Here is an 8,337-nt window from a genome sequence, read left to right as displayed (position 1 = left end):
CCTGTCCATGGGGGGTCCGCCCATCGTCATGCAGGAGCAGGGTCTCAGTCCTGGCCATCCTCGCGCACCAACAGTGCGACGGGGGAGTGGGCCAGCAGGTCGGCCACGCGGACGACACCTTCGTGCGTGCGCGCGTCCAGCTGGTCGATCCAGCGACCGTCGAGGTTGATTGTGGTCTCGCCCCAGCCACCGTCGCGCTCGAGACCCACGGGGAGCCTGGTGGCGAAGGTCGCCACGCCGGAACGCTCGAAGGCCACCAGGTGGTCGGCGGCGGCTCCGGAGGCGACCAGGGGACGGTAGCCCTCGAAGAGCTCCGGACGCTCGCGGCGAAGCCGCAGGACGGTGCGCACCACGCGCAGCTTGAAGGCCGGGTCGGTCCAGTCGCTGGTCTGGGCGCTCATCAGTGCCACGATCTCGTCGTGGTGCACGGCGCGGCGGTTGTCCGGGTCCACCAGCGAGTCGTCCCAGATCTCGGTGCCCTGGTAGACGTCGGGGATGCCGGGCATGGTCAGCTGCACGAGTTTTTGCGTGAGGCTGTTGGAATGCCCCGGGCGGGCGATCCTCGCCTGCAGCGCGTGCCAGGCCTCGGACAGCTCGGTGTCGTCGTAGGCCAGGTCGATCGCCCGGTGGACCGAGTCCTCGAAGTCCTGGTCGGGATTCATCCAGCTGGTCGCGAGGCCTGCCTCACGCATCGCCTTGGTGGCGTAGTCGTGGATGCGCTGCGGCTCCACCGGGCCGATGCCGGCCAGTGTCTGGGCCAGCAGATGGGCGAAGGTCGGCTCGGCAATGTCGGTCCTGGCGGCGAAGATGTCGGCGAAGCGGGTCCAATCCTGCTCGATCTCGCTGAGCACCGACAGCCGGGCGCGCACGTCCTCGCCGCGCTTGGTGTCGTGGGTCGACAGCGAGGTCATGGAGTGGGGCAGTCGCTGTTCACGTCGCTGCATCGCCTCGTGGAAGCCATCCAGGGTGCAGCCGAAACTCGACGGGTGGCCGCCCACCTCGTTCAGGGCGACGAAGCGGTTGGCCCGGTACCAGGCAGTGTCCTCGACACCCTTGGCCATCACGGCCCCGGTGAACTGCTGGAAGCGCCAGGCAGCCTCGCGGCCCGTGTCGCGCAGCTGGGGCTCCAGGTGGGCCAGCACGGGCTCCAGCTCCGGCATGTCGGAACGGGTCGCGGCCAGCGCATCCAGCAGGGCACGCTCGTCGTCCGGCAGGTAGCTGCGGTAGACGGCCATCCGGGCGGAGACCTGGTGCAGGCCCTTGGCGAGCTCTTCGTCGGAGAAGTCACCATGGTCGAGCAGGGAGAGCAGGCGACGGGTCTCGGCCCCGAACATCTCGGTGGCCATCCACTGCTTGCCCTGCAGGATGTGCTGCTCGACGGTGAGCTCGTCGCCGGTGCGGCGCTGGTAGTCGCTGGTGAAGGCGTCCTCTGCGGCCGGATCGACGAGCAGGAGACCGACCTCGGTCATGGCGTCGTAGCCGCTGGTGCCAGAGACCTTCCAGTCCGGGAGCTCCTCGCCGTGCTCGAGGATCTTCTCTGCGACGATCCAAGCCTCCGGGGCCAGCGCCGCCAGCTGGTCGAAGTAGCCCTTGGGGTCGCGCAGGCCGTCGGGATGGTCCACGCGGATCCCGTCGAGCTGACCCTCGGCCACCATCTGGGCGATGCGGGAGTGGGTGGCCTCGAAGACCTCGGGGTCCTCCATCCGCACACCGGCCAGCGTGGCCACCGCGAAGAAGCGTCGGTAGGTGAGCAGGTCATTGCCCAGGGCTCCGGGGACCAGGCGGTAGTGCTGGCGGTCGTGCACCTCGCGCGGGCTGTCACCCGGCTGGGCGGTGCCCTCGGCGACGGGGAAGCGGTGCTCGTAGAAGGAGAGCTCCTGCAGGTCGTCCGACAGGCTCAGTCCGTCCAGATCCTCCCAGGAGCCCAGGACGGGCACGCTGATCGGCCCGGCCGACCAGTCGACGTCGAACCAGCGGGCGTAGGGGGAGTCCTCGCCCTCGGCCAGGACACTCCACCAGGCGGGGTTCTCCCAGGCCTTGGCGATGCCTAGGTGGTTGGGGACGATGTCCAGCACGATGCCCAAGCCCTTGGCGCGGGCCGCCTCCACCAGCTGGCGCCAGCCCTCCTCACCGCCGCGCTGCGGATCCAGCGAGGTGGGGTCGGTCACGTCATAGCCGTGCTGCGACCCGGTGGTGGAGGTGAGCAGGGGAGCCAGGTACAGGGCACCGACGCCGAGCTCGTCGAGCTGGTCGACGAGCCCTGCGGCGTCGGTGAGGGTGAAGTCGGGAGTGATCTGCAGCCGATAGGTGGAGGCGGGTCGCATGGGCCCGAGCCTAGCGGCAGTTGCTCGTCAGCCCTTCTTCTTCTGCAGGCTGGCCCACTCGTCGCGCAGGCCCACGGTGCGGTGGAAGAGCATGGACTGGTCGGGGTCGCAGGCGAAGTATCCGGTGCGCTCGAACTGGACGACCTCGCCCGGCTCGGCCTCGGCCAGGATCGGCTCTGCCTTGCAGCCGGTGAGCACCTCCCGCGAGGCGGGGTTGAGGTCGTCGAGCGGTTCCCCGGTGGCTGCGCCCGGGTTGGGGGCGGTGAACAGGCGCTCGTAGAGCACGGCGCTGGCCTCGACGGCGTGCGGGGCCGAGACCCAGTGCATCGTGGACTTCACCTTGCGGCCGTCGGGGGCGTCGCCACCGCGCGTGGCGGGGTCATAGGTGGCCAGTACCTCGACGACGTTGCCGTCCTCGTCCTTGACCACGTCGTGGGCCTTGACGAAGTAGGCGCCGCGCAGGCGCACCTCACGGTCGATCGTGAGGCGGAAGTACTTGGGCGGGGGGACCTCGGCGAAGTCCTCCTGCTCGATGTAGAGGCTGCCCGAGAAGGGCACCTTGCGTAGCCCGTCCTCGGGGCACTCGGGATTGTTGGTCACCTCGAACCAGTCCACCACCGGCTCGCCCTGCTCGTCAGTGGGCCAGTTGGTGATGGTGAGCTTCAGCGGGCGCAGCACCACCATGCGGCGCTGGGCGGTCTGGTTGAGCTCGCGGCGCACGAAGGACTCGAACTCCTCGATGGCCTTGACCGAGTTGTTGCGGGTGGTGCCGATTGCGGTCATGAAGGCGCGGATGGCGCCGGCGGGGTAGCCACGCCGGCGCATGCCCCGCAGCGTCGGCATCCGGGCGTCGTCCCAGCCGTCCACCACTGCGTCGGTGACGAGCTTCTTCAGTCGGCGCTTGGAGGTGATGACGTGGGTGAGCTCCAGGCGGGCGAACTCGATCTGGCGCGGCTTGTCCTTGGGCAGCGGCAGGTGCTCCAGGAACCAGTCGTAGAGCGGGCGGTGGGAGTCGAACTCCAGGCTGCACAGCGAGTGCGTGACACCCTCGATGGCATCGGACTGGCCGTGGGCCCAGTCATAGGTGGGGTAGATGCACCAGGTGGTGCCGGTGTTGTGGTGCTCGGCGTGGCGGATGCGGTACATGACCGGATCACGCAGCCACATGTTCTCCGAGGCCATGTCGATCTTGGCGCGCAGGCAGCGCGAGCCGTCGGGGAACTCGCCGTCCTTCATCCTGCGCAGCAGGTCGAGGCTCTCGGCAGCCGGGCGATCGCGGAAGGGCGAGTTGGTGCCGGGGACCCCGAAGCCGCCCTTCTGTGCACTGATCGTCTCGCCGTCCTGGTCGTCGACATAGGCCAGTCCCTGCTCGACCAGGTACTCGGCCCAGCTGTAGAGCTGGTCGAAGTAGTCCGAGGCGTGCACCGTGATGCCGGGTTCATATCCCAGCCAGGCGATGTCCTCCTTGATGGAGTCGACGAACTCGCCCTCCTCGGTGCCCGGGTTGGTGTCGTCCAGGCGCAGGTTGCACACGCCACCGAACTCCTCGGCCACCGAGAAGTTCTGCACGATCGCCTTGGCATGGCCGATGTGCAGGAAGCCATTGGGCTCCGGGGGGAAGCGGGTCTGGACCCGTTCGCCATAGGTTCCCTGCTCGTTGTCACGACGTACGGCATCGCGGATGAAGTCATTGCTGGCGGGCACGGGAGCAGGCGCGGTCATGGCGACGAAACTAGCATGGGCAGCGCGCCCGTGGCGGTGCGTGGGTGGCCGTGCGGCCAGCCCCGGACGATAGGCTCGGGGCATCATGTCTGAACTGCGCTCCAGCGGCACCGCCGCCCTCCAGAATCCTGCCGAGAAGCCCGCCCGTCTGCGCGTGGCGCCCTCACCGACCGGGGATCCCCACGTCGGCACCGCCTACATGGCCCTGTTCGACAAGACCTGGGCCGTGCGCACCGGGGGCTCCTTCGTGCTGCGCATCGAGGACACCGACCAGGCGCGTCTGGTGGAGGGCTCCGAGGAGCAGATCTACCAGACGCTGGCCTGGCTCGGCCTGGCCCCCGACGAGGGCCCGCAGCAGGGAGGCGAGCGCGGCCCCTACCGTCAGTCGGAGCGCCTGGAGACCTACAAGCCCTTTGTCGACCAGCTGATCGCCGACGGCCACGCCTACCAGTGCTGGTGCAGCCCCGAGCGTCTCAAGCAGATGCGCGAGCAGCAGCAGGCCGAGAAGCGCGAGGTGATCGGCTATGACCGCCTGTGCCTGGGCCTGACCCAGGAGGAGCGGGCCAAGCTGCCCGGCTACCAGGAGACCCCGGTGGTGCGCATGCTGGTGCCCGACGACGTGGAACTCACCTTCGACGACCTGGTGGCCGGACCGACCAGGGCGCCGCGCCCCGACGACCAGGTCATCCTCAAGACCGACGGCTTCCCCACCTACCACCTTGCCGTGGTGGTCGACGACCACCTGATGGGCATCACCCACGTGGTGCGTGGGCAGGAGTGGATCAGCTCCACCCCGAAGCACCTGCTGCTGTACAAGTGGCTCGGTCTCGAGGCTCCGCGCTTCGCCCACATGCCCCTGCTGCGCAACACGGACAAGTCCAAGATCAGCAAGCGCAAGAACCCTGCTGCGCGCCTGACCTGGTTCCGGGAGCAGGGCTACCTGCCCGAGGCCCTGCTGAACTTCCTGATGCTGCTGGGCTACCCGCCGGTCCATGAGGCGGCGGAGGGCGTCAAGGACGTCGAGGTGCAGACCTTCGACGAGTTCGTGGCCGCCTTCGACTGGCACAAGGTCAACGCGTCCGGCCCGATCTTCGACCTCGACAAACTGAACTGGCTCAACGGTGCGTGGATCCGCAGGATGGACGCCGAGGAGCTGGCTGGGCGCATCGAGCAGTTCTGGGCCGAGCAGGAGCTGCCCGCGCTCGACGAGGCCGGCCGTCGCCTGCTCGTGGGTGCCACGCCGCTGATCCAGGAGCGGCTGGTGCTGCTCTCGGAGGCCCGTGCGAAGCTCGCCTTCCTCTTCGCCGAGGACCGCGACATCAAGGCTCCGGTCGAGGTCATCGGCAAGCTCCGTGATGACGCCGCCGAGGTGCTGGACGCGTCCATCGCCGCCCTGGAGGGCCTGGAGGCCTTCGAGTCCGACGCCATCCAGGCCGTCCTGCGCGCCCGGCTGGTCGACGAGATGGGCATCAAGCCCAAGTTCGCCTTCGCCCCGGTGCGCGTCGGGATCACCGGCTCGAATGTCTCGCCGCCGCTGTTCGAGTCCATGGAGCTGCTGGGCCGTGACTCCTCACTGGCCAGGCTCAGGGCCTTTCGCGAGAGCCTCTGAGCAGTCGGGTGGCAGCGCCCCCTCAGCGTAGTTTCTTGAGCGGTGTCTGCCACCCCAGCTGGGCGACCTGGGCGAGGTAGAGCTCGGCGCAGGCCAGCGCGTCGGTGAGGGCGTCGTGGGCCCGGTAGCGGGGCAGGCCGAACTGGTCGCGCGCAGCGTGCAGCCGCAGGGCCCCCTGGGCCGGCTCGTCGTCGAAGCCTTGGCACAACAGCCGGTACTGCAGTTGCAGGGTGTCGACGCTCACGAACTCAGGGGCGGCGCCCCAGGTGCGCCGGCAGGCTGCAGCCAGGAAGCCGCTCTCGATACCGGCGTGGTGGGCCAGCATCACGCGGCCCTGCAGGGCCCGCAGCAACAGCGTCAGGGCCACCTCCAGGGAGCGGCCGTCGGCCAGCTGGTCATCGGTCAGGTGGTGGAAGGTTGCGCTTTGGCCAACCGCCACCTCCGGGCGCACCAAGACCTGTCCGGCGCCTCCAAGGATGATGCTGTCCCCGTCGACGGGGACGAAGCCGATGCTGAGCAGGTGGTCCTTCGCCGGGTCCAGGCCGGTGGTCTCGATGTCGACGGCCAGCAACCGGAGCGTGGCCGCGGTCTGCTGGGGCGGGTCCGGCGCGTGGGCGGCGAACTCGGCCAGCGGCCCTGCTGGCGGCCGGGCGGGTGAGCGGCGGAACAGTCCCATGCCAGGCTCCTCAGCGCATCAGGTGGGTCTGGTGGCCGTACTCGAGGGCCTGCTGGGCATCCCGTACGGCGGAGAAGACGTCCTTGAGGTGGCGACGCTCCGAGGGGCTCAGCTCCTCGACGGTGACGATGTTGTCCGTCGGATGGCCGGCCTCCACCTGGCGTGCCTGGTGCACCAGGCGGACGTGGCTGAGGAAGCGGAAGGCATCGGCCAGCTCCTGCAGGCTGTCCATCCCCATCCGCTGGCAGGCCTCGAGTCGCTCCAGAGTGCCAACTGCCTCGACCCGGCGCGACAGGGCATGGACGCGCGCGGTCTCGATGATGGCATGAAGACCCTCGGCCTTGACGTCGAAGTGGTCGCGCTCGCCACGCGCCGCCAGCACCAGGCCCCGGAAGAAGCCCGTCGGGGGGCGGCGCCCCACCGCCTGGGCGGCCAGGTGCCCGAGGAAGCGGGGGGACTGGGAGGCCTCTGACAGGGCGCGGCGCCGTACCGTCTCGAACAGTTCCGCAGGCCCGACCACGGTGCGGGCATCGAAGGAGATCTGGCTGTTGAGGACATTGTCCGGATCGGGCTGGCCGGTCCACTGCTCGAACTGGCGCAGCCATCCCTCCTGGTCCAGCCTCCACCGGGGGTTGGTGGCCATCACGTCACCGGGACACAGTGGCTGTCCGCACCGTTCGAGGCCCTGCGTGACCCAGGTGGCCATCTGATCGAACCAGTCCCGGGCCCCGGGCAGGTCCAGGACCCCATCGGCCACGACGATCGCCGTGTCCTGGTCGGAGTGGACGCTGATCTCGCGCCGCCCTTGGGATCCCAGCGCCAGCCACGCCCACGGCCCCGGCTCCGGACCCAGGCGCGCCCGGCCCAGGTCCACCAGTCGTCGGGTGACGGCATCGGCGACCGAGGTGAGCAGACGGTGGACATCCTCGGCGGAGGCGCCCTGGTCGAGCAACTGACCGGCGAGCTGCTGGCTGCGGACACTGGTGCGCGAGAGCCCCTCCACGTCGTCCTGCTTCATGATCCTGGTGACCAGGAAGACGGGGTTGGTCTGTTGCAGTCGCACCAGGTCGCCCGCGGTCACCATGCGCACGGCCCGGCTTCCGTCGACCACCGGCAGGTGGTGGATGCCGTGGGCCGTCATGGTCACCAGGGCATCGACGGCGGTCGTGCCGGGCTCCACCTGGACGGGGGAGCGGGTCATCACCTGCGAGACCGGAGCACTGGTGTCGAGCCCGGAGGCGACCACCTTGGAGCGGATGTCCCGGTCGGTGAGGATGCCCGCCATCTGGCCTCCTTGGGTCACCAGCAGCGCGGAGATGCGCCGTTCGGTCATCAGCTGCGCGGCCGAGCGGATGTTGGCCTCCGCATCGATGCTGACGGGATCGGGGGTGCCCACCTGCTCGACGCGCAGGCGCAGCCAGCTCGTCGCACCCTCGCCGTCGGTCGACTGGCTCTCCACCGCCCGGCTCAAACGACGGGCCGACTGTTGGTCGAAGAAGTCGCGGAAGCTGTCGACATGGTCCACCAGGTGCCGGAAGACCGGGGCGTCCATCACCAGCACGAGGCTGTCCTCGATGGTGGTGATGTCGAAGCGCGAGGGCCCCTGTGAGGACAGCGACGAACTCCCGAAGCTGGCCCCGGGCTCGCAGCGCTCGACCAGCTCGCCCTCGGCATCGCGCACGTCCACGGCACCGGAGCGCAGGATGTAGAGGTGGTTGTTGGCCACCCCCACCTGCAGCAGGGGAGTGCCGCGGCGGTGGTAGCGCACCTGGAGCCTGCCCGAGAGCTGGGAGAGCAGCTCGGGCGGGAGGTCCCCAAAGGGGTGGTGTTCGGCGAGGAAGTCCCTGACCTCCGCAACTTCGACGTCCATGTCGGCTCCTTGCCCGTCGTCTCTGGGGGCTGGCTGCCAAGCCTGCCACTCCCAGGGCAGGGGCGGAAGGGACTTGGTGGCCAATTTGTGTTCGATGGTGTGGACATGCCAGAATCGTCAAGTTGCTCCGATGGAG

At 69.2% G+C, this 8,337-nt stretch carries 5 protein-coding genes; 1 reads left to right on the top strand and 4 read right to left on the bottom strand.

What is annotated here, in order from left to right; all coding sequences use genetic code 11:
• Positions 1 to 44: 44 nt before the first annotated feature.
• Positions 45 to 2,324, bottom strand: a complete 2,280-nt coding sequence (treY, locus tag ACHFFZ_RS01150) for a malto-oligosyltrehalose synthase (RefSeq protein ID WP_394274830.1) — start codon at positions 2,322 to 2,324, stop codon at positions 45 to 47.
• A gap of 27 nt (positions 2,325 to 2,351) precedes the next feature.
• On the bottom strand, positions 2,352 to 4,046 hold the full coding sequence (locus ACHFFZ_RS01145; RefSeq protein ID WP_394274829.1) for a glutamine--tRNA ligase/YqeY domain fusion protein: 1,695 nt from the start codon (positions 4,044 to 4,046) through the stop codon (positions 2,352 to 2,354).
• Between the two features lie 199 nt (positions 4,047 to 4,245).
• Here ACHFFZ_RS01145 and gltX point away from each other — a divergent pair, with 199 nt between their 5' ends.
• Positions 4,246 to 5,655 (top strand): glutamate--tRNA ligase, encoded by a 1,410-nt coding sequence (gltX, locus tag ACHFFZ_RS01140; protein WP_394274831.1) that lies wholly within the window; start codon positions 4,246 to 4,248, stop codon positions 5,653 to 5,655.
• A 22-nt stretch (positions 5,656 to 5,677) separates the two neighbouring features.
• Here gltX and ACHFFZ_RS01135 read toward each other — a convergent pair whose 3' ends face one another.
• Together ACHFFZ_RS01135 and ACHFFZ_RS01130 are read right to left on the bottom strand one after the other, a co-directional pair.
• Positions 5,678 to 6,331, bottom strand: coding sequence for an exonuclease domain-containing protein (locus ACHFFZ_RS01135; RefSeq protein WP_394274828.1), 654 nt, complete (start codon positions 6,329 to 6,331; stop codon positions 5,678 to 5,680).
• 10 nt (positions 6,332 to 6,341) lie between these two features.
• The gene (locus ACHFFZ_RS01130; RefSeq protein WP_394274827.1) at positions 6,342 to 8,201 is read right to left on the bottom strand and encodes a DUF294 nucleotidyltransferase-like domain-containing protein; all 1,860 of its coding nucleotides are present in this window, start codon (positions 8,199 to 8,201) and stop codon (positions 6,342 to 6,344) included.
• Positions 8,202 to 8,337: the final 136 nt, after the last annotated feature.

The sequence above is a fragment of the Luteococcus sp. genome (assembly GCF_043424415.1).
In the GTDB taxonomy this organism is placed as follows: domain Bacteria; phylum Actinomycetota; class Actinomycetes; order Propionibacteriales; family Propionibacteriaceae; genus Luteococcus.
This window is presented reverse-complemented; position numbering and strand designations above follow the sequence as displayed.